We start from the raw sequence: 25776 nt of genomic DNA, 5'->3' as shown, positions 1-25776 counted from the left end.
TGAAGCCCGGCTAGCTCAGGTCACGTTCGTTTCCGGGCCGGCAATCGGTCGCGCCATCAGTATCGCAATCAGTCGCGCCATCCGCCGCGGCGTCCGTCGTGGTCGCCACGATCGCCGCGGCCGCGGTCGTCGTAACCCCAATGGCGATCGTTCCGGTTCCAGCCGCGTTCGTAACGGTGGTCGCCGCGATAGTAGTCGCCGCGATCGTACCGATGGCCCCAGCCGCCGTTGCCGTAGTACACCGGTTGCGGCGCTGCATAGACCGGGGCGGGCCGCGTGTAGACCGGCGCGCCGAGCGAGACGCCGATATTGAGATCCGTATGCGCTTGCGCGACCCCGCATGCGCCTGCTGCAAGGCCCGCGGCAACCAGCAATTGAGTGACGATGCGTTTCATGTTTTTCTCCTGCAAGAGGCTTGCTGTGACGCGACAGATGTTTGTCGCACAGGTCCAATCTACGCAATCCACTCCGCCGGGACTGCGACCAGATGTTACGGACTGCAAGCAACTCCGCAGGATCTGAGGACCGGCGAGTTTGCGCTCGTGCGGTGCCTGGCGCCGGGTGATGACGACGGAAAGGCTGTCGGCGCAGGCCGCGGGCCTATTCGAACGCCGCCACAAGCGCTCCGCCGTTACGCCGAAGCAGCGTCGCGGCGCGCAACGCGTAATCGCGGCTTACATCTGTATAACGGATTAATCAAATCGAATGGTTGCGACATAAGCCCAAAAACAAAACGGGCGCCGCAGCGCCCGCCTTGCTCACTCAGACAACCGGGCTCGATCAGTCGAGAGCCAGTTTCTGCGCATTGCCGCCACGGCTTTCCGCGATCAGCGGATACACCAGGCCGGCAACCACCGCGCCGATGATGGGCGCGATCCAGAACAGCCACAACTGATCCACCGCAGCACCGCCGACGAACAGCGCCGGGCCAGTGGAGCGCGCCGGGTTGACCGACGTGTTCGTGACCGGAATCGAAACCAGGTGAATCAGCGTCAGACACAGGCCGATGGCGATCGGCGCGAAGCCGGCCGGCGCGCGCTTGTCGGTCGCGCCGAGAATGACGAACAGGAAGAAGCCGGTCATGACCGCCTCGCAGGCGAACGCCGCGACGAGCGAGTAATGGCCCGGCGAGCGGTCGCCGTAGCCGTTGCTCGCGAAGCCGCTCGCAACGAGGTCAAAGCCGGGTTTGCCGGACGCGATGAGCGCGAGCGCCGCGGCGCCCAGCACCGCGCCCGCCACCTGCGCGACGATGTACGGGAGGAGGTCGCGAGCCGGGAAGCGGCCGGCCACCGTCAGGCCGACGCTGACCGCCGGGTTCAGATGGCAGCCCGAAATGTGTCCGATCGCAAAGGCCATGGTCAGCACCGTCAGCCCGAAAGCGAGCGACACACCGACGAAACCGATGCCGAGACCATGCACCGGACCGGCGAAGTTCGCGGCGAGAACCGCGCTGCCGCAGCCCCCGAGCACGAGCCAGAATGTGCCGAACAACTCGGCGGCAAGGCGCTTTGACAACTGCATGTTTGGGTATCCTAAAATAATTGACGCTCGGGAAGCACGGAGCGTGAACGCACGGCCGGCGCGGGCGCGTGCTGTGAACGTTCAATTCTAGGGAAAGAGTGGCCAATCGAGTGTCAAGAATCGTCAATGCCGGCTGGCTTTACCAGTTATTACGGGATAAAGCCGTTTTACAATTGAGCTATGTTTAATAATTATCAGAAGATAGCTCGCTTAATGGGTAATGTTATCCATTGCGAATTTTTATAATTACAGTTAGTCTGCGAGGCGAATGAGTTCTAAAAGGGGAGAACCGGAATGTCTCAATATGCAGACCTCAAGGCGCAGATCGCCAAATTGCAGGCACAAGCAGAAGAAGCTCGTCGCACGGAAATTGACAATGTGATAGCCGACATCCGCCAAAAAATCGCCGAATATGGCCTGACTGCACAGGACCTCGGCTTTGCAGTGGCCGCCAAGCGGGGCCGTCCGCCCAAGAAGGCGCCGCTGCCGGCTAAATATCAGGACCCGAAAACGGGTAATACGTGGAGCGGCCGCGGCAAACCGCCCAAGTGGATCGTCGGCAAGAACCGCGAACGTTTTCTGATTGGCGCGAGCTGAGTTGCTTGCGAGTGACGCGAAAGCGGATTGAAGGACCAACGCCGCTGCGTGTTTACTCGACTGTGCTAATCGGATGTGGAAGCGCATCCACGGCGCCATTAAAAAAGCCGCCTTTGCCAGGCGGCTTTTCTTAAAAGTAGCGCGATAAGACCGGCTTATCGTCCGCGCAAAACGATTCACATGGAAAAATGTGCGCGGTTTTCAATGAATCGAAAGCGCCGGTAGCGAATCAGTTGTATCGGCAACGGAACGCTCGTCCGTTTAAAGCACCGCGCGCATGACAGGCCGCGCGGCGCTCGCCGTTATCAGCCCACGGCGACCTGGCGCAGAACCGGCCGGCGCGCGGCTTCGATCAGCGCCGAATACGCGTCCACGTAGTTGCGCGCCATCGTCTTCGAGCTGAAGCGGCGCTCGAACTGCGCGCGGATTTCCGTACGCGACAACTCGTCCAGACGCTGCAGCGCGGCCACCGCGCCTTGCACGTCCTCGACGATGTAGCCGGTCACGCCATGATCGATCACTTCGGGCACCGAGCCGCGGTTAAACGCGATCACCGGCGTGCCGCAGGCCATCGACTCGATCATGACGAGGCCGAACGGCTCGGACCAGTCGATCGGGAAGAGCAGCGCCTTGGCGCCCGACAGAAACTCCGGCTTCTGCGCCTCGTTGATTTCGCCGACAAACTCGACATGCGCCTGCGACAGCAGCGGCTCGATCTCGCGCTTGAAGTAATCCTGGTCGGCCTTGTCCACCTTGGCGGCGATCTTCAGCGGCAAACCGCTTTGTGCAGCGATCTTGATGGCTGTATCGACGCGCTTTTCCGGACAAACACGGCCGAGGAACGCAAGGTATTCCGGCTTCTTGTGCGTCTGCGGCGTGAGTAGCTGCTCCGGCAGACCGTGATAGATGGTGTTCAGGAAGTTCGCCTGCGGTAGCGGCACCCGCTGCGAATCCGAAATCGAGATGACCGGCGCGCCCGGGAACGCATCGAACACCGGCTGCAGCTCGGGCAGGTCGAGGCGGCCATGCAGCGTGGTCACGAACGGCGTGTCCATCGTCGAAAAAAGCGGGAACGGCATGTAGTCGAGGTGAAAGTGCAGCACGTCGAACTCGTGCGCGACCCGGCGCACCTTTTCCATCATCAGGATGTGCGGGGCGAGCGCGTCGCGAATCGTCGGGTCGAGGCGCAGCGCACGAGGCCAGCACGCATCGAGCTTCGCCGATGTCACCGAGTCGCCGCTCGCGAACAGCGTGACGTCGTGGCCCTCGTCGACCAATGCCTCGGTGAGGTAGGACACGACACGTTCGGTGCCACCGTAGAGCTTCGGCGGGACTGCTTCATACAACGGCGCAATTTGTGCGATTCGCATGCGTTTCTCCTGTTTGACACGGCTTCGCACAGCAGCGCTCGAGTCGAGCGGGGAGCGAATGCCTGACGGACGGTTGGGCGCGGTAAGCCGCCGCCCGGGGGTGCTCCGAATCTGCATCGGGTTATCCCTTAGCTTCATTATCGGGATCGGCCGCGCCAATTCGAGTTATTTTTCAAACGCTTAACGTTGTTACAGCGCGAAACACGAGACGTTACACGCGCCAACGCCCGTCGCTGGGCGCTCACAGGCCAATTTCAGCCCCAGCTCCCGACGGCGCTGGTAAACGGCGCGTTCCCCTGTAGCAAGCCGCGAGCCCGCTCCCGCCGCACAAAATATTACGCAGTGGTGAAAAGACCTTATAATCCGGCTCACCGTCGTACGGTGCGAGGCGCGGCTCCGCAAAACTCACCGTTTAGTTCATTTACGCCGAATCCTCGGGCGCTAAGTATTCACCGCGCATAAAGAGTTGCCGCGCGGCATCGCGCAGTCTCATTCCTTTCTCTCCCAACCTGGCAAAGTAGGAAAAATTCCTACACGAATGACGGATTAATCCGTCAAACAAGCTGGGTGTCTGTCCGATTTTGTTTCGCTCCCCCTTTGGCGACAATGGCCGCAAGACCAGAAACGAGCCGATTCGTGCGTTTAAGTGCGCGCGTCCGAGCAAACGTTTCCGTAACGGCCTGACCAGCCAGATACACCCCGGGGGAATCATGAGCGCGACAAGCGAAATGCTCAATGAGATCAGAGAAGTCAACCTGTCTTATCTCCTGCTCGCGCAGCGCCTGCTTCGCGAAGACAAGCCGATGGGCATGTTTCGCATGGGGATCTCGGACCAGCTAGCCGATGTGCTCGCCAACCTCTCGTTGGCGCAGACCGTCAAGCTCGCGGCGTCCAATCAGGTGTTGTGCCGTTTCCGTTTCGACGATCATGCCGTGCTCTCCGCACTCGCGGACAAGGGCAAGTCCAGCGCCGTCGCGCAGGCGCATTCCGCGATTCTGATGGCCAGCCAGCCGGTCGAGCAGCTCGGCTGAATGGCGTTTCGCAGCTTCGGCAAGGCAATCGGGACGGGACGCAAGCAGGATGGCATATAAAAGTGTGGTGCTCGAAGTCAAGGAAATCACCCTGGCCATCGAACTGATCGAACTCGGCGCGCGTTTGCAACTGCTCGAAGCGGAAACGAGCCTGTCGCGCGACCGGCTCATCAAGCTGTACAAGGAACTGAAAGGAGTTTCGCCGCCCAAGGGCATGCTGCCGTTTTCGACCGACTGGTTCATGACCTGGCAGCCGAACTTTCATTCCTCGCTGTTCTACAACATCTACCGTTTCATGGCCGATCATGGCGGCTGCGCGACGATCCAGTCGATCGTGAAGAGCTACCGGCTGTATCGCGAGCACGTGCAGTTGCACGACGACGAACCCGTGCTCAGCCTCACGCGCGCGTGGACGCTCGTGCGATTCTTCGACTCGGGCATGCTGCAGATCACGCCCTGCTGCCGCTGCGGCGGACATTTCGTCGCACACGCTCACGACCCGAAGCATGGGTTCGTCTGCGGACTGTGCCAGCCGCCATCGCGCGCCGGTAAGACAAAGAAAGTCGCCGACGCCCGCGCCCGCGAGAGCCTCGCGGCGCTCGACGCGTAGCGCCCGCAGCGGCCGCCGCCACGCGGCCTTCCATTCATCGCCTTATGCCGACGGCTTGCCCGCCCGGCGCAACGCAACCCAGCGCAACGCAACGCCAAACCTGCCGCAAGCGGCGCCTTGCCGACCGCGTCCGCCTCTGGTTTACACCGTCGCGGCAAGCCGCTTTTCCGTCAAAGTTTTCTGCTGTGTTGCCGTAAACCAGTTTAACGACGGTCACCGTCGCTTCTTTGTGAGGGCTCGGCAGTGCTGATTTTCGTGGGAACACTCGTGACGCTTTTGTCCGTTTTCGGCGGTTACGCGCTGGAAGGCGGCCATCTCGGCGCGCTGTTGCAGCCCGTTGAAGTGCTGATGATCGTCGGCGCAGGCGTCGGCGCGTTTATCCTCGGTAACGGGATGAAGACGATCAAGGCAACGCTGCGCGTCATTCCGACCCTGTTCAAGGGCGCGAAGTACAACAAGGACGTCTACATGGAGCTGATGGCGCTCCTCTACGTCCTGCTCGCCAAGGCGCGCAAGGAAGGCACGCTGACGCTGGAAGCGGACATCGACGATCCGTCGAAGAGTCCGATCTTCACGCAGTACCCGAAGATTCTCGCCGATCACCACATCATCGAGTTTCTGACCGACTACCTGCGGCTGATGGTGGGCGGCAACATGAATGCGTTCGAGATCGAAAGTCTGATGGACGAAGAGATCGAAACGCATCACCAGGAAGGCGAAGCGCCCGCGCATGCGCTGAACAAGGTCGGCGACGCGATGCCGGCGTTCGGTATCGTGGCCGCGGTCATGGGCGTGGTGCACACGATGGCGTCCGCCGACAAGCCGCCTGCCGTGCTCGGCGAAATGATTGCGCAGGCGCTGGTCGGCACCTTCCTCGGCATTCTGCTTTCGTATGGACTGATCGGGCCGCTTGCGAGCGTCGCCGAACAGCGCGTGACCGAGTCGACCAAGATGTTCCAGTGCATCAAGGTGACGATTCTCGCGAGCCTGAACGGCTATGCACCGGCGATCGCCGTCGAGTTCGGCCGCAAGGTGCTGTTCTCGACCGAGCGTCCGTCGTTCGCCGAGCTCGAAGAGCACGTGCGCCGCGTGAAGGCCAAGTAAGGGCGCCGGGACCGAACCGATGAGCAAGGACAAAGACCGCGCCATTGTCGTCAAGCGCGCTGCGCCGAAGAAGGCCGGCCACCACGGCGGCGCCTGGAAGCTCGCGTATGCGGACTTCATGACCGCGATGATGGCGTTCTTCCTGCTGATGTGGCTGCTGAGCTCGGCATCCACGGTGCAGTTGAAGGGCATCGCGGAGTACTTCAACCAGCCGTTGAAGATCACGCTGTGGGGCGGCGACCGCAGCGCGGAAGACTCGAGCATTCTGAAGGGCGGCGGCCGTGATATCTCGACCGACGCGCAGGGCGTGACGCGCTCGACCGACGGTTCGAACAATCGCGCCGAGCGCACGGTGTCAAAGAGCAGTGAAGACTCGATGAAGCAGTTGCAGGGCGAGTTGGAGCGTCGCGAGCAGGTTCGCCTGCACGACTTGCAGGTGAAGCTGATGGCCGCGATCGAAGCGAATCCGGTGCTGCGCCAGTTCAAGCAGCAGATTCGCATCGACTCGACGCTGACGGGCTTGCGCATCGAGATCGTCGACTCGCAGAAGCGGCCGATGTTCGCGACCGCGAGAGATCAGGTGGAGCCGTACATGCGCGACATTCTGCGCGAGATCGGCCACACGCTGAACGACGTGCCGAACCGGATCATCGTGCAGGGTCACACCGACGCCGCGCAGTACGCGGGCGGCGAGAAGGGTTACAGCAACTGGGAACTGTCCGCGGACCGCGCCAATGCGTCGCGCCGCGAGCTGATCGCAGGTGGGATGGACGAAGCAAAGGTGATGCGCGTGCTCGGTCTCGCGTCGACGCAGAACCTGAACAAGGCGGACCCGATGGACCCGGAAAACCGCCGCATCAGCGTCATCGTGCTGAACAGGAAGTCCGAGGAGGCGCTCAACCATGACGACTCCACCACGACGACCTTGTCGGACGACGCAGCGGGCTCAAAGCCGCTGCTGCAAAAACTGGCGCCGCCCGTGACGGTCGCGCCGAAGGTGCCGGCGGCAACGCCGGCGACTCAGTAACAGGAAGACGGTCGCCCGGCCGTTCCTGCGCCAGAGCGGCGCGGACAGCCAGGCGATTCACAGCGTAAGTGCAGCGAGGTTTTCATGATCAGGCATATCCTGGCAATCGACGATTCGGCATCGATGCGGCAGATTCTTTCCGCGACGCTGACGGCGGCCGGCTATGAGGTGACACTCGCGGCGGACGGCGCGGAAGGGCTCGAAAACGCGCTCGCCGTGCGGTTCGACCTGGTGCTCACCGATCAGCACATGCCGGGCAAGACCGGCCTCGATCTGATCGCCGAGCTGCGCGGCAATCCGGCTTATGCGGACACGCCCATCCTCGTCCTGACGACGGAATCGGGCGAGCCGTTCAAGGCCGCGGCGCGCGAAGCGGGCGCGACCGGCTGGATCGAAAAGCCGCTCGACCCCGAACTGCTGACCGAACTGGTCGCGGCTCTGGCCGAGCCAGATCACGCATAACGCAACCCTAGCAAGTTATAGAAGCTCTCGACGCTGCGGCAAGGTAGCCCAGGCCTAGACAGGAACTCTCGCGGTGACCCAGGCATGACACTCGACATCACTCAGTTCTATCAGACGTTCTTCGACGAAGCGGACGAACTGCTCGCGCAGATGGAGCAGTTGCTGCTCAATCTGGACATCGCGCATCCCGATCCCGAAGACCTCGCGGCAATCTTCCGCGCGGCGCATTCGATCAAGGGCGGCGCGGCGACGTTCGGCTTTACCGCGCTGACGGAAACGACTCACATCCTCGAATCGCTGCTCGACCGTGCGCGCAATAACGAACTCGTGTTGCGCAAGGACATGATCGACACGTTCCTCGAAACCAAGGACGTGCTCTCGGGCCAGCTCGCCGACTACCGCGCGAGCGCCGAGCCGGACGCGGCGGTCGCGAAGGCGATCTGCGCGAAGCTCGAGCAGTTGCACGCGGAAAGCCGCGGCATGGCCGCGCCGGCTGCTGCGGCGCCGGTCGAAGTCGCGGTGGCCGCGCCGATCGAAGAATTCGCAACAGTAGAAGAAGGCAGCGCGCCCGAGCACGTCGTCGATCAGGCGGTGCAGGCGGCGGGCGAATGGAATGACGGCGAACCGGCACAGACCGGGCAAGCCGAAGGAGCCGGCGACGCGAACGACGCCGCCGGCCCGCATCTGAAAATTACGCTACGGGGCGTTGATGCGAAGGACCAGGAACTGCTCGCCGAAGAGCTGGGCAACCTGGGCAACATCGTCGGGCAGGTCAAGAGCGGCGGCGATCTCACGCTGTGGCTTCAGACCGATGTCACGTCCGACGACATCATCGCCGTGTGCTGCTTCGTGATCGACGAAAGTCAGATTTCGATCGGCCGCGGAACCGCGCCGGCGGACGGTGCTCAGCAAGGCGAACCTGGAACGCCCGACGCTGAGCCCTCGTCTCCGGCGCAAGCAGCACCGGCGGCTTCGGCCGCCACCCAACACTCAGCGGCTGCCGAACCGGCGCAGCAGGCGGCAGCGCCGGCGCAGGCGGAACGCGCAGCCGAGCCTGCGAAGGCCGCAGCGCCGGCTCCGGCTCCGGCCGCGGCTAAACCGGCGGCTGCTCCTGCAGCTTCTGCCGCCGCAGCACCCGCCGCCGCGGCAGACTCCGACCGCAAGGCCGCCCGCCCCGCAGCAGCGGCAGGCGGCGCGGAAGGCAGCTCGATTCGCGTCGGCGTCGAAAAGGTCGATCAGTTGATCAACCTCGTCGGCGAACTGGTGATCACGCAAGCGATGCTGGCGGAAACCACCAGCACGTTCGACCCGGCGCTGCATGATCGCCTGTTCAACGGCATGGCGCAGCTCGAGCGCAACGCGCGCGATCTGCAGGAAGCCGTCATGTCGATCCGCATGATGCCGATGGATTACGTGTTCAGCCGCTTCCCGCGTCTCGTGCGCGATCTCGCGGCGAAACTCGGCAAGGAAGTGGAGCTCGTCACCTTCGGTCAGGCGACCGAACTCGACAAGAGCCTGATCGAGCGGATCATCGACCCGTTGACGCACCTCGTGCGCAACAGCCTCGACCACGGCATCGAAACCGTCGAAGCACGCCGCGCGGCAGGCAAGGACGCGACCGGCCAACTGGTTCTGTCGGCGGCACATCATGGCGGCAACATCGTCATCGAAGTGAGCGACGACGGCGCCGGCCTGCGCCGCGACAAGATTCTCGCGAAGGCCGCGAAGCAGGGCATGCAGGTCAGCGAAAGCATGACCGACGAGGAAGTCTGGAACCTCATCTTCCTGCCGGGCTTCTCGACGGCGGAGCAGGTCACGGACGTCTCCGGCCGCGGCGTCGGCATGGACGTGGTGAAGCGCAACATCCAGTCGATGGGCGGTCACGTGGAAATCACGTCGCACGCCGGCAAGGGCAGCACGACGCGCATCGTCTTGCCGCTCACGCTTGCGATTCTCGACGGCATGTCCGTCAAGGTCGGCAACGAGATCTTCATTCTGCCGCTGAACTTCGTGATGGAGTCGCTGCAGCCGCAAGCCGAGGACATCTACACGGTCGCCAACGGCGAGCGCGTGGTGCGCGTGCGCGGCGAATATCTGCCGCTCGTCGCGTTGCACGAGGTGTTCAACGTGGACGGCGCGAAGCAGGAGCCGACCCAGGGCATCGTCACCATCATGCAGACCGAGGGGCGCCGCTTTGCGATGCTGATCGACGAACTGGTGGGACAGCAGCAGGTCGTCGTGAAGAATCTGGAAACGAATTACCGCAAGGTGCGCGGCATTTCCGCAGCGACCATTCTGGGCGACGGCCGCGTCGCGCTGATCGTGGACGTGGCGGCGCTGAACCGCGAATCGCGCAACGCGCATGGCGCAATGAGCCTCGCATGATGTCCGCCCGGCTCGACGTATCACTCACTCAACTCAATTTATCCCAACCGTTTGGGGGCTAACGTGGCAGAAGTTCAATCCATCAATTCGAGCGTCGCGAACGCGACGAATGGTCGCCGCGACGCGCAGCAGGCCGATGCCGGCGGTCAGGAATTCCTCGTCTTCACGCTCGGCGCCGAAGAGTACGGCATCGACATTCTCAAGGTGCAGGAAATCCGCGGCTACGACAACGTGACGCGCATCGCCAATGCGCCCGAGTTCATCAAGGGCGTCATCAATCTGCGCGGCATCATCGTGCCGATCGTCGACATGCGCATCAAGTTTCATCTGGGCCGCGTCGAGTACGACCACCAGACCGTCGTGATCATCCTGAACGTCGCGCATCGCGTGGTCGGCATGGTGGTGGACGGCGTGTCCGACGTGCTGACGCTCGCCGTCGATCAGATCATGCCCGCGCCGGAATTCGGCGCGACGCTGACGACCGAGTATCTGACGGGCCTCGGCACCGTCGACGGCCGCATGCTGATTCTGATGGACATCGAGAAGCTGATGACGAGCCGTGAAATGGCGCTCATCGAAACGCTCGGCGTGTAACCGCCGCGGCGTTCAGAAAAGTTAGGAACAGGGAGCATTGAGATGCTAAGCAGGTGGTCGATTCGCACATCGCTCACGCTAGTGGGGATCATTCTCGTCGCGCTGACCATGGTGGTCGGCGTGCTTGGGCTGACGGCGCTCGGCAGCGCGAGCCGTTCGCTCGACCGTATCGCGCGCGGCGACCTCGTCGCGATTCACGCGCTCGACGACGCTTCGGCCTATCTGCTGCGCTCGCGTGTCTCGCTGGATCGCTTCACCGCGCTCACCGCGGCGGGCGACACGGAAACCGCGAAGAAGGTGCTGGACCGCGCGGTCGAGCTGTACGGCTTCAGCAACAAGAACTGGCAGACCTATCTCGACGCGCCGAAGACGGGCGTCGACCAGGCACAGATGGACGAACTGCTGGCGCGCCGCACGACGCTCGTGCGCGACGGCATGGAGCCCGAGTTCGCCGCGCTGCGCGCGAACGATATGGCCGCGTACCACGCGATCGCCGACACGAAGATCAGCCCGATGTTCGTCGTCTACGACAACGCGGCTTCGGCGGTGATCAAGAGTCTGCAGCAACAGGCGGTGGATCAGCAGGCCGGCGCGCAGTCGAACATTTCGCTGATGACGACGCTCATCATCGCGTTCTCCGCGCTCGCGCTGCTGCTCGTGGTCGGTCTGCGCTTCGCGCTGCGCGGCCTGATCGTGAAGCCGCTGCAGGATGCAAGCGAATGCTTCGAGCGGATCGCGTCGGGCGATCTGTCGGAAACGATCGAGGTGACGAGCCACAACGAAATCGGCCGCCTCTTTGCCGGCATCAAGCGGATGCAGGAAAGCATGGCGTCGATGGTGACGGCGGTGCGCAGCAGCACCGAGTCGATCGACACCGGCGCGCGCGAAATCGCGATGGGCAACACCGATCTGTCGCAGCGTACCGAACAGCAGGCCGCGTCGTTGCAGCAAACGGCGCAGAGCATGGAACAACTCACGGGCACCGTGCGGCAGAACGCCGAGAACGCGCGCCAGGCGAGCCAGCTCGCGGTGAATGCGTCTGACATCGCGACACGCGGCGGCGACGTGGTGAGCCAGGTCGTCACGACGATGCAGGACATCGCGACCAGTTCGAGCAAGGTGGTCGACATCATCGGCGTGATCGAAGGCATTGCGTTCCAGACCAACATCCTCGCGCTCAACGCGGCGGTGGAAGCGGCGCGTGCCGGCGAACAGGGCCGCGGCTTCGCGGTCGTGGCGGGCGAAGTGCGCAGCCTCGCGCAGCGCAGCGCGAGCGCCGCGAAGGAAATCAAGGAACTGATCGGCGACTCCGCCGACAAGGTGCAAAGCGGCTCGACACTCGTCGGACGCGCGGGCACGACGATGGACGAGATCGTGCAGGCCGTGCGCCGCGTGACCGATATCATGGGCGAGATCAGCGCGGCTTCCGAGGAGCAATCGGGCGGCATCGAGCAGGTCAATCGCGCGGTCGTGCAGATGGACGAAGTGACGCAGCAGAACGCCGCGCTCGTCGAAGAAGCGGCGGCAGCAGCAGGGTCGCTCGAAGATCAGACGCGTCAGTTGCAGGCCGTGCTGAGCGGCTGGAAGGTTGGCAGCGGTTCGGGTCGCGGCTTCAGTGCTCCGAGCGCGCCGGCCGTGCCGCAAGTGAAGGCGCGTGCCATGAGCACGAGCCGCAAGCCTGCGGCAAAGGCCGCGCCGCGTGCCGCGCAAGCGACGGCAAATGGCTCGGTGGCGCATGCGGCAACGGCAAACGCGACGGCGCATGCGGCAACTCACGCGACGACCGCAAACAGCGCAGCAGCGGCTCCGGCCAACCAGCAAGCAGCCGCTGGACAAGCAGGCACCGCACGCGTCGAACCCGCGCTCAAGCCGAAGACGCCTCGCGCGGCATTCGAGCCGGCGGCACGTCCCGCAGCGGCGAGCGCAAGCTCGGCGGGATCGGACGCCGACTGGGAAACCTTTTAAACATGGCGATGAAACATGCAGTCATTCGATATCTCGCGCCAGCGGGCGCGAATCATCGAAGCACGCTTTTACGGCGTGTCGCGGGCCGACTGCATGGTGATGGAACTTGCGGGCGGGCGCGACCCCGCAAAAACAATCCCTTGCTCGCCGGTACGTCCGTCGGGCAAGCGTGATGGCTCGTATCGCAGGCAGGAACTTTCATGATGGCAACGCGCGCACAGCAACGCATCGACCGACCGGAGCCGACCCGGTCCGGCGAACAGGGACGTGATTTCGAATTCACCTCCGCGGATTTCGGCCGCATTCGCGAACTGATTCACCGCAGCGCCGGCATTTCCCTCTCCGATCACAAGCGCGACATGGCGTATAGCCGCCTCGCGCGCCGGCTGCGCGCCCGCGGCCTCGATTCGTTCAAGCAGTATCTCGATCTGCTCGAAGCGGAAAACGATCCGGCCGAGTGGGAAGCGTTCACCAATTCGCTGACCACGAACCTGACCGCGTTCTTCCGCGAGGCGCATCACTTTCCGATTCTCGCGGACTTCGTCGCGCGTCGCGCGCAGCCGGTTTCCGTGTGGTGCTCGGCGGCCTCGACGGGCGAAGAGCCGTATTCGATCGCGATGACGCTGATCGAAGCACTCGGCGAAAGCGGCGCACGCCAGGCCACGGTGCTTGCCACCGACATCGACACGCAGGTGCTCGCGAAAGCCGAAGCCGGCGTGTATCAGTTCGATCAGGTGAAGCACCTGTCGCCCGAGCGGCTCAAGCGCTTCTTCCTGAAGGGCACGGGCGCGCATGCCGGCATGGTGAAGGTGCGTCCGCAAGTGCGCCAGATGGTGCGCTTCGAGCAGTTGAACCTCACCGACCGCGATTACCAGTTGCGCACGCAGTTCGACGCGATCTTCTGCCGCAACGTGATGATCTATTTCGACAAGCCGACGCAGGCGCAGGTGCTCTCGCGCTTCGATCCGCTGATGAAGTCGGGCGGTCTGCTGTTCGCCGGCCATTCGGAGAACTTCACGTATGTCACGCAGGCGTTCAGGCTGCGCGGCCAGACCGTGTATGAACTGACGCGCGATGCAGCGGGCGCACGCGCGCCGGCACGTACGGCCGCATCGACAAGCACGACCACGAGCGCGACGACGAGCGGGGTGACGGTATGAGCAGCGCCTTGCCTATCGCAACCAACCTCTACTACGACAACCACTTCCAACGCCCCGGCGTGAAGCTGTTGCCGAACGAGTTCTACACCACGCACGACGACATGGTGCTCGTCACCGTGCTCGGTTCATGCGTCGCGGCCTGCATTCAGGATCGCACGGCTGGCATCGGCGGCATGAATCACTTCATGTTGCCCGACGACGGCGCGGAAGTCGGCCAGGCGGCATCGGATTCGATGCGCTACGGCGCCTACGCGATGGAAGTGCTGATCAACGAGCTGATTAAAGCCGGCGGCCGGCGCGAGCGTTTCGAAGCGAAGGTGTTCGGCGGCGGCGCGGTGCTCGCGGGCATGACGACGATTAATATCGGCGACCGCAATTCGGAATTCGTGCGCCGCTATCTCGCGCTCGAAAAGATTCGCATCGTCGCCGAAGATTTGCAGGGCTCGCATCCGCGCAAGGTCGCTTTCATGCCGCGCACGGGCCAGGTGATGGTGAAGAAGTTGCGCCTGCAACAGGACCCGAGCGTGGCCGAGCGCGAACAGACGCTCATGCGTCAGACCGCCGAAGCGCGCGCCGAACGGCTTGCCGCCGCGAGAAAGCGCGTCGAGCTGTTTGCGACGCCGGCCGCCGCGCGGCCCAGGGTCGAACTGTTCGGCGCTTCGGGCGCGGCCAAGCCGAAGGTCGAGCTTTTCGGCGCCGCAGGCGGCGCGAATGGTCCATCAAACAGCGCCGGCGCAGCGAAGCCGCGCATCGAACTGTTCGGCTCCACCCCGCGCCCGACTAATTCAACTAACGCCAGAACCGTAGAGGAGGCGTGAGCGCTGTGCAAAAGATCAAAGTACTGTGTGTCGACGATTCGGCGCTAATCCGCAGCCTGATGACGGAGATCATCAACGGCCAGCCGGACATGACCGTCGTCGCAACCGCGCCCGACCCGCTCGTCGCGCGCGACCTCATCAAGCAGCACAACCCGGACGTGTTGACGCTCGACGTCGAAATGCCGCGCATGGACGGCCTCGACTTTCTCGAGAAGCTCATGCGCTTGCGGCCGATGCCAGTCGTGATGGTGTCGTCGCTGACCGAGCGCGGCAATGAAATCACGCTGCGCGCGCTGGAACTCGGCGCGGTGGATTTCGTGACCAAGCCGAAGGTGGGCATTCGCGACGGCATGCTCGACTATTCGGAAAAGCTCGCCGACAAGATTCGCGCCGCGGCGCGCGCGCGTGTGCGCCAGGCGGCGCCCGCGCATCATGCGCCCGCTGCCGGCGCGCATGCGCCCGTTGCCGCCGCGCCGCTCTTCAACAATCCGCTGCTGAGTACGGAGAAGCTGATCATCGTCGGCGCGTCGACGGGCGGCACTGAAGCCATCCGCGAAGTGCTCGTGCCGTTGCCGCCGGATGCGCCCGCGGTGCTGATCGCGCAGCACATGCCGCCCGGTTTCACAAAATCTTTTGCGCAACGCCTCAATGGTTTGTGCCGGATTACCGTTAAAGAAGCTGAGCACGGCGAACGCGTGCTGCCGGGACATGCGTATATCGCACCCGGCCACGCTCACCTGCTGCTTGCCCGCAGCGGCGCGAACTACATCGCGCATCTGTCGGATGATCCGCCAGTGAACCGGCATCGTCCTTCGGTGGATGTGCTGTTTCGTTCGGCCGCGCAGCATGCGGGCAAGAATGCGGTCGGAGTGATCCTGACCGGGATGGGGCGTGACGGCGCCGCGGGTTTGCTGGAGATGAAAAAGGCAGGGGCCTACACCCTTGCGCAGGACGAGGCGAGCTGCATCGTGTTCGGCATGCCGCGTGAAGCGATTGCGCTTGGCGCGGCCGACGAAATCGCGTCGCTGCCGGATATGAGCCGGCGCGTGATGGCGCGTCTTGCGTCGATGGGCGATCGCGTTCAGCGGGTTTGATGCGCCGTTCGAATTGAGGCGGTCACACGCCGCACCGTGAATCAAGTAAAGGGAATCAAATGGATAAGGCAATGAAGTTTCTGGTAGTGGACGACTTTCCGACGATGCGCCGGATCGTTCGCAACCTCCTGAAAGAGCTGGGCTACGGCAACGTCGACGAAGCCGAAGACGGCCAGGCCGGTCTCGCGCGTCTGCGCGGCGGCACCTACGATTTCGTGATTTCCGACTGGAACATGCCGAACCTCGACGGTCTCGCGATGCTCAAGGAAATCCGCGCCGACGCCAACCTCAAGCATCTGCCGGTGCTGATGGTGACGGCCGAGTCGAAGAAGGAAAACATTATCGCCGCGGCTCAGGCAGGCGCGAGCGGTTATGTCGTGAAGCCGTTCACGGCTGCAACGCTGGACGAGAAGCTCAACAAGATTCTCGAGAAGATGGCCAAGACTGGGAGCTGATGTGAACCTGCCGACCAATGCGCCTGGCGCCGAAGCGGTCAACGAGAGCGGCGACTTCGCGTCAGACCGCATCCTCGCCCGCATTGGACAACTGACACGTACGCTGCGTGATTCGATGCGCGAGCTCGGGCTCGACAAACACGTCGAGCGCGCGGCGGAAGCCGTACCCGATGCCCGCGACCGTCTGAAGTACATCGCGAACATGACCGAGCAGGCCGCCGAGCGCGTGCTGTCCTCGATCGACATCGCGAAACCGATTCAGGAGCAGTTGCAAAAAGACGCCGGCGAACTCGACGCGCGTTGGGAGCAATGGTATTCGGCGCCGATCGAACGCGCCGAAGTGCGCGCGCTCATGAACGACACGCGCGAGTTTTTGCGCGGCGTGCCCACGGCGACCACCGCGACCAACTCGCAGCTCATGGAGATCATGCTCGCGCAGGACTTCCAGGATCTGACCGGCCAGGTGATCAAGAAGATCACCGACGTCGTGTATCTGATCGAGCAGCAGTTGCTCGGCGTGCTCGTCGAAAACATCGCGCTCGAGCGGCGCGAACAGTTCGCCGCGCATGCCGCGGCCCTCGTCGCGGAAGTCTCGCCGACCGGCAGCCCGGAGCATCTGCTGAATGGGCCGCAGATCAATCCGGAAGGCAAAACTGACGTGGTGCAGGATCAATCGCAGGTCGACGACCTGCTCGCCAGCCTCGGTTTCTGAGCGGCCCGCGCCCTCGCGGCGCGCGGCCGAACAGTATGAATAGCAAGCCGCGCTCCTGCGCGCGCGTGCTGTCTCTGGACACAAACCGCAGGCATACTATGGGGTCAATGAGCGGCGCGGCGTGACGGTGAACGCTGTCACCGGAGGCTTGCATCGTGAGGTTTTCCTCGAGAATGCGGCCCCTCCGCGCCCTATGATTTGCCTAAAACGCAGCCGGTTCGCAGCACGCGCAAGCCGGCCAGCAGTCAGGGAGGAGTCTCGTCATGCGCAGTCGTGTACGCCGCGCCGGTCTGGTTACGGCGCTTATGTTGTCCTGTTCGTTGTCGGCCGTGCCGTCCGCTCACGCGGCGCTCGGCGGCGCCCCAATGACGCCTCCGGCGGACGCGTCGGTATCGGCCCGCACCTTGCAGCCCTCGAGCGCCGTCATTCGCTCCGCGTCGGGCGCGGCTTCTTCCGCTTCGGCTACGGCGTCGTACACCGTGCGTGAAACCACGCTCGGCAACGGCACGGTGGTCCGCGAATATCTCACCACTGACGGCACCGTCTTCGCCATCACCTGGCGCGGCCCGCAAATGCCCGATCTGAACGAACTGCTCGGCAGCTACTTTCCGCAGTACGTGGCCGGCGTGAAGGCAGCGCGCGCCGCGCGCGGCGGCGCACGCGGCCCCGTTGCGGTCGATCAGAGCAGCCTCGTTGTCCAGTCCGGCGGCCATATGGGCGCGTTCAGCGGCCGCGCGTGGCTGCCGCCCGCACTGCCTGCCGGCGTCAGCGGCTCCGACATCCAGTAACGGGGACGAACGATGCGAACCATGCACATTGCGAAGAAACTCAAGGACTGGACTCAGGTTGTGGCAACCGTCGTGCTGGTGTCGGCGCTCGCCGCGTGCGGTGGTGGCGGCGATAGCGGCTCCAGTTCCAGCAGCGGCTCGACCGGTTCAACCGGCGGCTCGACAGGCGGCTCCGCGGGCGGCAGTTCGTCGAGCGGCTTGCCGCCCAGCCCGACGCAGCAGCCGATCGCCGCGACCGCCGCGAACACCGTGGCGATCACGGTGGCCCACGGCGTTACCGGCGTCATCAACATTCCCACGATCAGCGTGACGGTCTGCGTGCCCGGCACCGGGACGTGTCAGAAGATTGACAACATTCAGGTCGACACGGGCTCGTTCGGTCTGCGCATCGTCAATTCGGCGCTGAATTCGACGATGCAGGCCGGCTTGCCGATCAGCACGTCGACAAGCGGCGGCCAGCTCGCCGAATGCGCGACTTTCGCCGACGGCTACACGTGGGGCAGTGTGCGCACCGCGACCGTGACCATCGGCGGCGAAACGACGACTGCGGCTGTTCCGTTGCAGATCATCGGCGACAAGCCCGCGAGCACGACGCCGTCGGCGGGTTGCGGCAGCGGCTCGGCGGAGAACACGGCGAACGATCTCGGCGCGAACGGCATCATCGGCATCGGCACCGCGCTTTACGATTGCGGCTCGACCTGCGCGAACGCGTCCACGGCTGGGACGTACAGCAATTACTTCTCGTGCCCAGGCGGCACGTCGTGCACGCGCACCGCGGTTCCGCTCGCGAACCAGGTCGCCAATCCGGTCGCTAAATTCCCCGTCGACAACAACGGCGTGATCGTACAAATGCCGCCCATCGGCGATAACGGCGCGGCTTCGGCCACCGGCACGCTGGTATTCGGCATCGGCACGCAGTCGAACAATGCGCTCGGCTCCGCGCAGACCTTCACCACCGACGGCGCAGGCGACCTGACCAACAGCGTGTTCAACGGCAACACGATCACGGCGTTCCTGGATTCGGGCTCGAACGGCTATTTCTTCAACGACAGCTCGCTCACGCTGTGCGGCAGCAACTTCTCGGGCTTCTATTGCCCGTCCGGCGCGCAGACCCGCTCCATCACGCTGGTCGGCCAGAACAGCGTGCAGGCGGTGGCGAACATCGGCATCCAGAGTGCGTCGACGCTATTCGGTAACGGCACCAACTATGCGTTCAACGACCTGGCCGGACAGATCGGCGGGCTCGCCGCGTTCGACCTCGGTTTGCCGTTCTTCTACGGACGCCACGTTTATCACGGCTTCGACCTGCGGCCGACCGGCGGCACCCAGGCGCCGTTCGTGGCCTACGCAAGCTAGTCTGCGGCAACGCAACGCCTGAAGGCTCTCCACGACGCCCGCGCTCAACAGCGCGGGCGTTGTTTTTTGCGGCGGCGCGCGGTCTCGCGCGCCGCTTGTCCATCCGCCGAAAAGCCCCGGTTTCTCCTTCCTTATCCGCCGATCGGTGCTTGCGCCGAGCGGGAATAATCGCTCTCACTGGAAAGAGGCGCAGTGCCTCGCCCAACCGGAGAGCTTTGTGGCAGAGGAAAGCGACCTCGAAAAAACCGAATCAGCCACCCCTCGGCGCTTGCAGAAAGCGCGCGAGGAGGGGCAGATCGCGCGTTCGCGGGAGCTTTCGACGTTCGCGCTGCTCGCCGCCGGCTTTTTCGGCGTGTGGGGCATGTCGGACAGCATCGGCGAGCATTTGCAGGCGATGCTGCGCGCGGCGTTCACGTTCGACCACGCCGGCGCTTTCGAAACGCACCGCATGATGATCGGCGCCGGCGCGGCGAGCCGCGAAGGGCTCTACGCCTTGCTGCCGATTCTCGCCGTCACTGGCGCGGCCGCCTTGCTCGCGCCGATGGCGCTGGGCGGCTGGCAACTGTCGACGAAAGGCCTCGAGCCCAAGTTCGAACGCCTGAATCCGATCGCCGGCCTCGGCAAGATTTTTTCGATCAACGGACCGATCCAGCTCGCCATGTCGCTCGCGAAGACGCTGGTGGTGGGCATTATCGGCGGCACGGCAATCTGGAACCGGCGCGAGGAGATCCTCGCGCTCGCCACGCAGCCGCTGCATCTCGCGCTCGCCAACACCGTGCATCTGATCGCCGTGTGCTGCGGGATGACGGTCGCGGGCATGTTCGTCGTCGCCGCGCTGGATGTGCCGTATCAACTGTGGCAGTTCCACAAGAAACTGCGCATGAGCAAGGAAGAAGTGAAGCGCGAGCATCGCGAAAGCGAAGGCGACCCGCATGTGAAAGGCCGGATTCGCCAGCAGCAGCGCGCCATTGCACGCCGCCGCATGATGACGCAGGTGCCGAAGGCCGACGTCGTGGTCACGAACCCGACGCACTTCGCGGTCGCGCTGCAATACACGGACGGCGAGATGCGCGCGCCGAAGGTCGTCGCGAAGGGCGTGAACCTCGTGGCCGCGCGCATTCGCGAACTCGCTGCCGAAAACAACGTGCCGCTGCTGGAAGCGCCGCCGCTTGCGCGCGCGCTGTATCACAACGTCGAACTCAATCGTGAGATTCCCGGCCAGTTGTATGGCGCGGTCGCGGAAGTGCTCGCGTGGGTGTACCAGTTGCGGCGCTTCAAGACCGAAGGCGGCGACGTGCCGGTCGCACCGACCGAGCTCGAAGTGCCCGCGGAACTCGACAAGGGCGGTGTATCGGATGAAGACGCCGATCAGGAAGCCGCCGACACGCTTAACCCTGCTAACGAAGACGGAGCCTCCGCATGAACGCTCGCGCCGGTTTCCTCGCTCGACGGCCCGATGCCTTGAGCGGCACCAATTTACGCGCCCTCGCAGGCCCGGTGCTGATCTGCATGATCCTCGGCATGATGATTCTGCCGTTGCCGCCGTTCCTGCTGGATCTGCTGTTCACCTTCAACATCGCGCTTTCCGTGATGGTGCTGCTCGTCAGCATGTACACGATGAAGCCGCTCGACTTCGCCGCTTTCCCGAGCGTGCTGCTGTTCTCGACGTTGCTGCGGCTCTCGCTGAACGTCGCATCGACGCGCGTCGTGCTGCTCGAAGGCCATACCGGTCCTGACGCCGCGGGCCAGGTGATCGAGTCGTTCGGTCACTTCCTCGTGGGCGGCAACTTCGCGGTCGGTATCGTCGTCTTTATCATCCTGATGGTCATCAACTTCATGGTGATCACCAAGGGCGCGGGGCGGATCGCGGAAGTGTCCGCGCGCTTCACGCTCGACGCGATGCCCGGCAAGCAGATGGCGATCGACGCCGACCTGAACGCCGGTCTCATCAACGAAGAACAGGCGCGCAAGCGTCGCGCGGAAGTGTCGCAGGAAGCCGAGTTCTACGGCTCGATGGACGGCGCGAGCAAGTTCGTGCGCGGCGATGCGATCGCCGGCTTGCTCATCATGGTCATCAACATCTTCGGCGGGTTGATCGTCGGGATGGTCCAGCACGGCATGGACTTCGCGTCGGCGGGCAAGAACTACACGCTGCTGACCATCGGCGACGGCCTCGTCGCGCAGATTCCGTCGCTCGTGATTTCGACGGCCGCGGGCGTGATCGTGTCGCGTGTGGCAACGAATGAAGACATCGGCACGCAGCTTACCGGGCAGCTTTTCACGAACCCGCGCGTGCTGATGATCACCGGCTGCATTCTCGTACTGATGGGCCTGATTCCGGGCATGCCGCACTTCGCGTTTCTGATTCTCGGCGGCGGTCTGATCCAGCTCGGCCGCACGATGAAGAAGCGCGCCGAAGAGCGCAAGAACACGACGGCGCTCGTCGACGTCGCGCCGGCCGCGGTCACGCCGGTCGAGAACGCCGAAGCAAGCTGGGACGACGTGACGATGATCGACACGCTCGGCCTCGAAGTGGGTTACCGGCTGATTCCGCTCGTCGACAAGAATTCGGACGGCGAACTGCTCAAGCGGATCAAGAGCATCCGCAAGAAGTTCGCGCAGGAAATCGGCTTCTTGCCGCCCGTCATTCATATTCGCGACAACCTGGAGTTGCGGCCGAACGGTTATCGGATCGCGCTCAAGGGCGTGGAAGTGGGCGTCGGCGAGGCGTATCCGGGCCAGTGGCTCGCGATCAATCCGGGCCAGGTGTCCGCCGCGCTGCCGGGCACGCCGACACAAGACCCGGCGTTCGGCTTGCCGGCTATCTGGATCGACACGAATCTGCGCGAACAGGCGCAGGTGTACGGCTACACGGTGGTCGATTCGAGCACGGTGGTCGCGACGCACCTGAATCACCTCGTGGTCACGCATGCGTCCGAACTGCTCGGCCGCCGCGAAGTGCAGGCGCTGCTCGAACGGATGCAGAAGGACACGCCGTCGCTCGTCGACGATCTGGTGCCGAAGACGCTGCCGCTCACCACGCTGCAAAAGGTGCTGCAAAACCTGCTCGAAGAAGGCGTGCCGATTCGCGATCTGCGCACGATTCTCGAAGCGCTGTCCGAACACACGCCGAAGATCACCGACGCGCACGATCTCACCGCCGCTGTGCGTCTCGCGCTGGGCCGCGCGATCACGCAGCAGTGGTTCCCCGGCACCGGCGACATGCAGGTGATGGGCCTCGACTCGAATCTCGAACGTGTGCTGTCGCAGGCACTGTCGACGGGTTCCAACCCTGGCCTTGAGCCCGGCCTCGCGCATACGCTGATGACTGAGACGCAGAAGGCGATGAGCCGTCAGCAGAACATGGGACTCGCGCCGGTGCTGCTCGTGCAGCACGCATTGCGGCCGATGCTCGCGCGCTTCCTGCGCCGCAGCCTGCCGCAGTTGAAGGTGCTGTCGTATGCCGAAGTGCCCGATACGCGCAACATCAAGGTCGTGAATCTGATCGGCGCGCACGGTTAACGCGCGATCCGGCTTCATGCTTCAGTTATCTGCCGGCGCCTGAGGGCGCCGGTTTTCATTTCCGCGCCTGACTTTTCGCACCGCTCATGCACTGGGGCGTCCATGCTTCGCTCGTAAGGCCCGTTCGCTCGCACACGGGGCGGCGTCTTGTGCCGATGCAAGCGCGTTAATCGCGGCGTGCGTCCATCGTCCGAATTACCCACGTTTAACGGCCTTTATCCACCGATCGTCGGTCGAGGGCTTTCGCAATAATGATCTCAATGGGAAGCGGTGTGTTGCCGGTCCGTCAGTCCGTTTACCTCATCGGGGGTCCAGCTTGAACATTCGTAAATTTATCGGTGCCACCAGTCGCGACGCACTGCGTCTCGTGCGCGAAGCACTGGGCGCCGACGCGGTCGTGCTGTCCAATCGAACCATGGACGACGGCAGTGTCGAGATCGTCGCATTGGCCGACAGCGACCTCGCGGCGATCACGCCGAAGGCTCCGCGCGCCGATGTGAGCGCAGCGCACTCCGCATCGACGAATATGGTGGCCGCGCAAGCCGCGCAAGCTGCGCCGCGCGCGATGTCCGCGGCTCAGCCGATGCAGGCCAATCCGTACGCGAGCGGCATGCCGGACGTGTTCTCGTCGGTGTTCGGCGCGAGCCCGGAAGCCGGGACCGAGACGGCGGGCGGCTTCGCCGACCCGGCGCTCGCAGGCGGCCACGATGCGCAGCCTGCCGCGAGGATCGTTCCGAGTGCTGCGATGAATGCAGCGATGAATGCCGCCAAGCCGTCCGCCGCACAGGTCGACGCGCGCAAGGGCGCATCCGCGGCCAATACGCCGAACACGACAGCGGCGGCCGCGAAGCATTCGCCGGCGCCGCAATCGCAACAGATCCACGTCGGCCAGCCGAGCGCGCGCGCCGCAGCCGCGCGTTTGAACGACGACATGCGCGCCGATCTGCTGAAGGCCGCCGGCGTGCCGTCGACGTCCGCTGCATCCGCCTCCGATGTCGACGGGCCGCGCACGATGGCCGAGTCGAATCCGTGGCTGATTGATCACGCACGCCGCATCGCCGGCGAGCACGAATCGCACGGTGAATACGCCGCGCGTCCGGCAGCGATCACGCCGGCGGCGGCGATGGCCAGGGGCCTCGGCGCTGCCGTCGAACCCGGTCGCGCCACTGCACAGCAAGCGGACAACACCCCCGATTGGGCTCGCGAAGCCGCGCAGGTGGGCCGCGCGCCGCGCCGCGCAGAAATTCGCGCCGTCGCCGTCTGCATCTTCGTCTTCATCGCCGTCCACGTCTTCTACCGACGACGCGCGCACGCCCGCTGGCGTCGCCGAAGCGATCAAGGCGCGCATGGAGCAGGTCGTCAAGGAAACCGTGATGAGCGAGCTTTCGTCGCTGCGCGGCATGATGGAAGAACAGTTCGCGGGCCTCATGTGGGGCGACCGCCAGCGCCGCAATCCGTCGCACGGCGCGCTCACCAAGCATCTGTTCGCCGCCGGTTTCTCGGCGCAACTCGTGCAGATGATGGTCGACAACCTGCCCGAAGACGTCGACAACATGGACGACGGCATGGACTGGGTGCGCTCGGTGCTCGCCTCGAACCTGCCCGTGATGGAAGACGAAGACACGCTGATGGAACGCGGCGGCGTCTTCGCGCTGATGGGCCCGACCGGCGTCGGCAAAACGACGACCACCGCCAAGCTCGCCGCGCGCTGCGTGATGCGCTTCGGCGCCAGCAAGGTTGCATTGCTCACCACCGACAGCTACCGGATCGGCGGCCACGAGCAACTGCGCATCTTCGGCAAGATTCTCGGCGTGTCGGTTCATGCGGTGAAAGACAGCGCCGACCTGCAACTCGCGCTCTCCGAACTGCGCAACAAGCACATCGTGCTGATCGACACGATCGGCATGAGCCAGCGCGATCGCCTCGTCTCCGACCAGATCGCGATGCTGAGCCGCGCCGGTCAGCCGGTGCAGCGCCTGTTGCTGCTCAACGCAACGAGCCACGGCGACACGCTCAACGAAGTCGTGCAGGCGTATCAGCGCGGACCGGATCAACAGCCGCTCGCCGGCTGCATTCTGACCAAGCTCGACGAAGCCACCAACCTGGGCGGCGTGCTCGATACGGTGATCCGCTACAAGCTGCCGGTGCACTACGTGTCGACCGGTCAGAAGGTGCCGGAAAACCTGTACGTCGCGACCAAACGCTTCCTGCTCAAGAGCGCGTTCTGCATTCCGCGCGATCACTCGCCGTTCGTCCCGCACGACGACGACGTGCCCGCGTTGCTCTCCGCGCTTTCCGCGCGTTCGACCGCCGAACTGCATGAGGTTCGCTTTGGATAAGCTCGTCCCCGATCAGGCAGAAGGACTGCGGCGCCTCCTCGCGCGCAGCGGCTCGCGCGTGATTGCGGTGACCGGCGGGTCGATGGGCGCGGGCTGCACGACCACGGTGATCAATCTCGCCGCGGCGCTCGCGCAGCAAGGCAAGGACGTGCTCGTGCTCGACGAGCGCACGGGCGAAAAATCGGTGAGCGCGCTCGCCGGCAGCGTGCGCGGCGCGGGCAATTTTGTCGCCGTGATGCGCGGCGAGATGACGCTCGACGACGCCGCCACGCGGCATCCACTCGGCTTCTCGGTGCTGGCCGCCGCGCGTGCGCATCGCGAGGGTTATAGCGCGGCGCAGTTCGGCGTGCTGCTGCATGGCTCGGCCGACGTCGTGCTGATTCGATGCGCAACTGGATCAGCAAGGGCACCTGTCGGCGCTCGCGATGCAGGCGCACGACGTGATGATCGTCACGCGCATGGCCGCTCAGGCGATCACCGACGCGTACGCGTGCATGAAGCGCCTGCACTACGCGCACGCGATCGCGCAGTTTCGCGTGCTGGTGAATCACGTGCAGAGCGTGGAAGACGCTCACACCGCTTTTGCAAACCTGGCCGGCGTGGCCAGCCGCTACCTCGCGGTGGCGCTCGAAGACGCCGGTTGCATTGCCGCCGATGCGCGGATGGCGCGAGCCGAGGAGTTGTCGCGTTGTGTCGTCGACGCATTTCCGTCGACACCGGCTGCGCGCGACTTCCGGCACCTCGCAGCCGAATTGCAGTACTGGCCGATGCGGCCAGCGATGTCGTCGCAAACGCCGTGGATGGCGCCTGCGACAGTTTCAGCGGCGCAACACGCCGACCAACCGTCTGCGCAGCACGCCTGAGTG

Annotated in this window: 22 protein-coding genes and 2 pseudogenes; 21 read left to right on the top strand and 3 right to left on the bottom strand. The window is 64.2% G+C overall.

The features are described from left to right. Positions 1 to 68: 68 nt before the first annotated feature. Positions 69 to 395, bottom strand: a complete 327-nt coding sequence (locus ABIE53_RS00660) for a PXPV repeat protein (RefSeq protein ID WP_006050889.1) — start codon at positions 393 to 395, stop codon at positions 69 to 71. Positions 396 to 780: 385 nt separating this feature from the next. Then, a complete protein-coding gene (gene aqpZ, locus ABIE53_RS00655) occupies positions 781 to 1521 on the bottom strand; it encodes an aquaporin Z (protein ID WP_114156562.1) in 741 nt (246 codons plus the stop codon). Between the two features lie 294 nt (positions 1522 to 1815). Between aqpZ and ABIE53_RS00650 the strand changes: the two genes are divergently transcribed. Further along, on the top strand, positions 1816 to 2118 hold the full coding sequence (locus ABIE53_RS00650) for an H-NS histone family protein (protein ID WP_006050891.1): 303 nt from the start codon (positions 1816 to 1818) through the stop codon (positions 2116 to 2118). 305 nt (positions 2119 to 2423) lie between these two features. On the opposite strand, the gene ABIE53_RS00645 is transcribed toward ABIE53_RS00650, so the two are convergent. Next, positions 2424 to 3488 (bottom strand): glycosyltransferase family 4 protein, encoded by a 1065-nt coding sequence (locus ABIE53_RS00645; protein ID WP_006050892.1) that lies wholly within the window; start codon positions 3486 to 3488, stop codon positions 2424 to 2426. Between the two features lie 710 nt (positions 3489 to 4198). Between ABIE53_RS00645 and flhD the strand changes: the two genes are divergently transcribed. The 20 genes and pseudogenes from flhD (at position 4199) to ABIE53_RS00545 (ending at position 25773) form a co-directional block, all read left to right on the top strand. Further along, positions 4199 to 4519, top strand: a complete 321-nt coding sequence (gene flhD, locus ABIE53_RS00640; RefSeq protein ID WP_006050893.1) for a flagellar transcriptional regulator FlhD — start codon at positions 4199 to 4201, stop codon at positions 4517 to 4519. Between the two features lie 49 nt (positions 4520 to 4568). Then, positions 4569 to 5129, top strand: a complete 561-nt coding sequence (gene flhC, locus ABIE53_RS00635) for a flagellar transcriptional regulator FlhC (protein ID WP_006050894.1) — start codon at positions 4569 to 4571, stop codon at positions 5127 to 5129. A gap of 243 nt (positions 5130 to 5372) precedes the next feature. Beyond that, positions 5373 to 6233: a flagellar motor stator protein MotA gene (gene motA / locus ABIE53_RS00630; protein ID WP_006050895.1), complete on the top strand. Its 861-nt coding sequence runs from the start codon at positions 5373 to 5375 to the stop codon at positions 6231 to 6233. A gap of 19 nt (positions 6234 to 6252) precedes the next feature. Beyond that, positions 6253 to 7260, top strand: a complete 1008-nt coding sequence (motB, locus tag ABIE53_RS00625) for a flagellar motor protein MotB (protein WP_006050896.1) — start codon at positions 6253 to 6255, stop codon at positions 7258 to 7260. 84 nt (positions 7261 to 7344) lie between these two features. Then, on the top strand, positions 7345 to 7722 hold the full coding sequence (locus ABIE53_RS00620; RefSeq protein ID WP_006050897.1) for a response regulator: 378 nt from the start codon (positions 7345 to 7347) through the stop codon (positions 7720 to 7722). 84 nt (positions 7723 to 7806) lie between these two features. After that, positions 7807 to 10107 carry a chemotaxis protein CheA gene (gene cheA, locus ABIE53_RS00615; RefSeq protein ID WP_114156561.1) on the top strand — a complete coding sequence of 767 codons (2301 nt, stop codon included), beginning with the start codon at positions 7807 to 7809 and terminating at the stop codon, positions 10105 to 10107. 63 nt (positions 10108 to 10170) lie between these two features. Beyond that, positions 10171 to 10701 (top strand): chemotaxis protein CheW, encoded by a 531-nt coding sequence (locus tag ABIE53_RS00610; RefSeq protein WP_006050900.1) that lies wholly within the window; start codon positions 10171 to 10173, stop codon positions 10699 to 10701. Between the two features lie 42 nt (positions 10702 to 10743). After that, the gene (locus ABIE53_RS00605; RefSeq protein WP_006050901.1) at positions 10744 to 12666 is read left to right on the top strand and encodes a methyl-accepting chemotaxis protein; all 1923 of its coding nucleotides are present in this window, start codon (positions 10744 to 10746) and stop codon (positions 12664 to 12666) included. 15 nt (positions 12667 to 12681) lie between these two features. Next, positions 12682 to 12870 (top strand): hypothetical protein, encoded by a 189-nt coding sequence (locus ABIE53_RS00600; protein WP_029970958.1) that lies wholly within the window; start codon positions 12682 to 12684, stop codon positions 12868 to 12870. Beyond that, positions 12867 to 13826: a CheR family methyltransferase gene (locus ABIE53_RS00595; RefSeq protein ID WP_053858878.1), complete on the top strand. Its 960-nt coding sequence runs from the start codon at positions 12867 to 12869 to the stop codon at positions 13824 to 13826. Before ABIE53_RS00600 ends, ABIE53_RS00595 begins: the two co-directional genes overlap by 4 nt. Next, on the top strand, positions 13823 to 14644 hold the full coding sequence (gene cheD, locus ABIE53_RS00590; RefSeq protein WP_053858877.1) for a chemoreceptor glutamine deamidase CheD: 822 nt from the start codon (positions 13823 to 13825) through the stop codon (positions 14642 to 14644). The genes ABIE53_RS00595 and cheD overlap by 4 nt, the downstream gene beginning before the upstream one ends. A gap of 5 nt (positions 14645 to 14649) precedes the next feature. Beyond that, positions 14650 to 15738 (top strand): protein-glutamate methylesterase/protein-glutamine glutaminase, encoded by a 1089-nt coding sequence (locus ABIE53_RS00585; RefSeq protein ID WP_029970956.1) that lies wholly within the window; start codon positions 14650 to 14652, stop codon positions 15736 to 15738. A gap of 59 nt (positions 15739 to 15797) precedes the next feature. Further along, complete coding sequence (gene cheY / locus ABIE53_RS00580; protein ID WP_006050905.1) at positions 15798 to 16193, top strand: chemotaxis response regulator CheY; 396 nt, start codon at positions 15798 to 15800, stop codon at positions 16191 to 16193. Between the two features lies 1 nt (position 16194). After that, the gene (cheZ, locus tag ABIE53_RS00575; RefSeq protein ID WP_006050906.1) at positions 16195 to 16905 is read left to right on the top strand and encodes a protein phosphatase CheZ; all 711 of its coding nucleotides are present in this window, start codon (positions 16195 to 16197) and stop codon (positions 16903 to 16905) included. 263 nt (positions 16906 to 17168) lie between these two features. Continuing rightward, complete coding sequence (locus tag ABIE53_RS00570) at positions 17169 to 17693, top strand: DUF2844 domain-containing protein (RefSeq protein WP_053858876.1); 525 nt, start codon at positions 17169 to 17171, stop codon at positions 17691 to 17693. 12 nt (positions 17694 to 17705) lie between these two features. Next, a complete protein-coding gene (locus ABIE53_RS00565) occupies positions 17706 to 19049 on the top strand; it encodes a DUF3443 domain-containing protein (protein WP_114156559.1) in 1344 nt (447 codons plus the stop codon). 217 nt (positions 19050 to 19266) lie between these two features. After that, entirely contained in the window at positions 19267 to 20472 is a 1206-nt protein-coding gene (gene flhB / locus ABIE53_RS00560; RefSeq protein WP_006050909.1) for a flagellar biosynthesis protein FlhB, read from the top strand. After that, positions 20469 to 22571, top strand: a complete 2103-nt coding sequence (gene flhA / locus ABIE53_RS00555) for a flagellar biosynthesis protein FlhA (RefSeq protein WP_006050910.1) — start codon at positions 20469 to 20471, stop codon at positions 22569 to 22571. Before flhB ends, flhA begins: the two co-directional genes overlap by 4 nt. A gap of 316 nt (positions 22572 to 22887) precedes the next feature. Then, a pseudogene (gene flhF / locus ABIE53_RS00550) lies at positions 22888 to 24910 on the top strand (flagellar biosynthesis GTPase FlhF). After that, a pseudogene (locus ABIE53_RS00545) lies at positions 24903 to 25773 on the top strand (MinD/ParA family ATP-binding protein). The pseudogenes flhF and ABIE53_RS00545 overlap by 8 nt, the downstream one beginning before the upstream one ends. The last annotated feature ends 3 nt before the right edge of the window (positions 25774 to 25776 follow it).

Source organism: Paraburkholderia sp. OAS925, from assembly GCF_040543975.1.
GTDB lineage: Bacteria > Pseudomonadota > Gammaproteobacteria > Burkholderiales > Burkholderiaceae > Paraburkholderia > Paraburkholderia graminis.
Note: the sequence above shows the minus strand (reverse complement) of the source record. Positions and strands in the feature narration are given on the sequence as shown.

Coding starts and splice junctions, on each gene's coding strand:
- motB (WP_006050896.1), top strand. CDS start 6,253: ATGAGCAAGGACAAAGACCGCGCCATTGTCGTCAAGCGCGCTGCGCCG.
- cheA (WP_114156561.1), top strand. CDS start 7,807: ATGACACTCGACATCACTCAGTTCTATCAGACGTTCTTCGACGAAGCG.
- ABIE53_RS00605 (WP_006050901.1), top strand. CDS start 10,744: ATGCTAAGCAGGTGGTCGATTCGCACATCGCTCACGCTAGTGGGGATC.
- flhA (WP_006050910.1), top strand. CDS start 20,469: ATGAACGCTCGCGCCGGTTTCCTCGCTCGACGGCCCGATGCCTTGAGC.
- ABIE53_RS00650 (WP_006050891.1), top strand. CDS start 1,816: ATGTCTCAATATGCAGACCTCAAGGCGCAGATCGCCAAATTGCAGGCA.
- flhD (WP_006050893.1), top strand. CDS start 4,199: ATGAGCGCGACAAGCGAAATGCTCAATGAGATCAGAGAAGTCAACCTG.
- ABIE53_RS00595 (WP_053858878.1), top strand. CDS start 12,867: ATGATGGCAACGCGCGCACAGCAACGCATCGACCGACCGGAGCCGACC.
- ABIE53_RS00570 (WP_053858876.1), top strand. CDS start 17,169: ATGCGCAGTCGTGTACGCCGCGCCGGTCTGGTTACGGCGCTTATGTTG.
- ABIE53_RS00660 (WP_006050889.1), bottom strand. CDS start 395: ATGAAACGCATCGTCACTCAATTGCTGGTTGCCGCGGGCCTTGCAGCA.
- cheY (WP_006050905.1), top strand. CDS start 15,798: ATGGATAAGGCAATGAAGTTTCTGGTAGTGGACGACTTTCCGACGATG.
- ABIE53_RS00565 (WP_114156559.1), top strand. CDS start 17,706: ATGCGAACCATGCACATTGCGAAGAAACTCAAGGACTGGACTCAGGTT.
- aqpZ (WP_114156562.1), bottom strand. CDS start 1,521: ATGCAGTTGTCAAAGCGCCTTGCCGCCGAGTTGTTCGGCACATTCTGG.
- ABIE53_RS00620 (WP_006050897.1), top strand. CDS start 7,345: ATGATCAGGCATATCCTGGCAATCGACGATTCGGCATCGATGCGGCAG.
- cheD (WP_053858877.1), top strand. CDS start 13,823: ATGAGCAGCGCCTTGCCTATCGCAACCAACCTCTACTACGACAACCAC.
- ABIE53_RS00645 (WP_006050892.1), bottom strand. CDS start 3,488: ATGCGAATCGCACAAATTGCGCCGTTGTATGAAGCAGTCCCGCCGAAG.
- ABIE53_RS00600 (WP_029970958.1), top strand. CDS start 12,682: ATGCAGTCATTCGATATCTCGCGCCAGCGGGCGCGAATCATCGAAGCA.
- flhC (WP_006050894.1), top strand. CDS start 4,569: ATGGCATATAAAAGTGTGGTGCTCGAAGTCAAGGAAATCACCCTGGCC.